The 580-nt window shown below is 60.5% G+C and carries 1 protein-coding gene; it reads left to right on the forward strand.

Annotated features, from left to right (window positions below; genetic code table 11):
- On the forward strand, positions 1–580 hold a 580-nt coding region (locus KIP88_RS46005; RefSeq protein WP_214494650.1), incomplete at both ends, for an AMP-binding protein.

A 580-nucleotide genomic window follows, 5' to 3' on the forward strand; every position in this document is an offset into this window, starting at 1 on the left:
CACCCCGGCCTGGGCCGCGCTGCCCGCCTGCGATCCCGAGCCGCGCGCCCTCGGCCTCACCTCGCGCCATCTCGCCTACATCATCTACACCTCAGGCTCAACCGGAACCCCCAAGGGCGTCATGGTCGAGCATCAAAGCGCCGTGAACCTGCTGCATTGGAGCAGCGGCGTATTTGCGGAGTCAGAGATTAGCCGCACACTGTTTTCTACCTCGATCAGTTTTGATCTGTCCGTCTATGAGTGCTTCGTACCGCTGTCGCAAGGAGGCACTCTGTATCTTGTCGAGGATGCACTGGCGCTGGCGCAGACGTCCTTGGATGTTTCCTTGATCAACACCGTCCCCTCGGCGATCGCCGCTCTGGTCGACCAACAAGCCGTGCCGGCTTCGACAAGCGTCATCAATTTGGCCGGTGAGCCGCTGACGGCAGGTCTGATCGAGAGGGTCTTCGAGGGCAGTGGCGTAGAGAAGATCTGTAACCTGTACGCTCCTTCGGAAACGACGACGTATTCGACCTGGATTTGCATGCCCAGGAGAGAGGCTGTCGTTGAGACGATCGGGCGTCCGATTGCCAACACGCGG

This window comes from Bradyrhizobium sp. SRL28 (assembly GCF_018596315.1).
Lineage (GTDB): Bacteria > Pseudomonadota > Alphaproteobacteria > Rhizobiales > Xanthobacteraceae > Bradyrhizobium.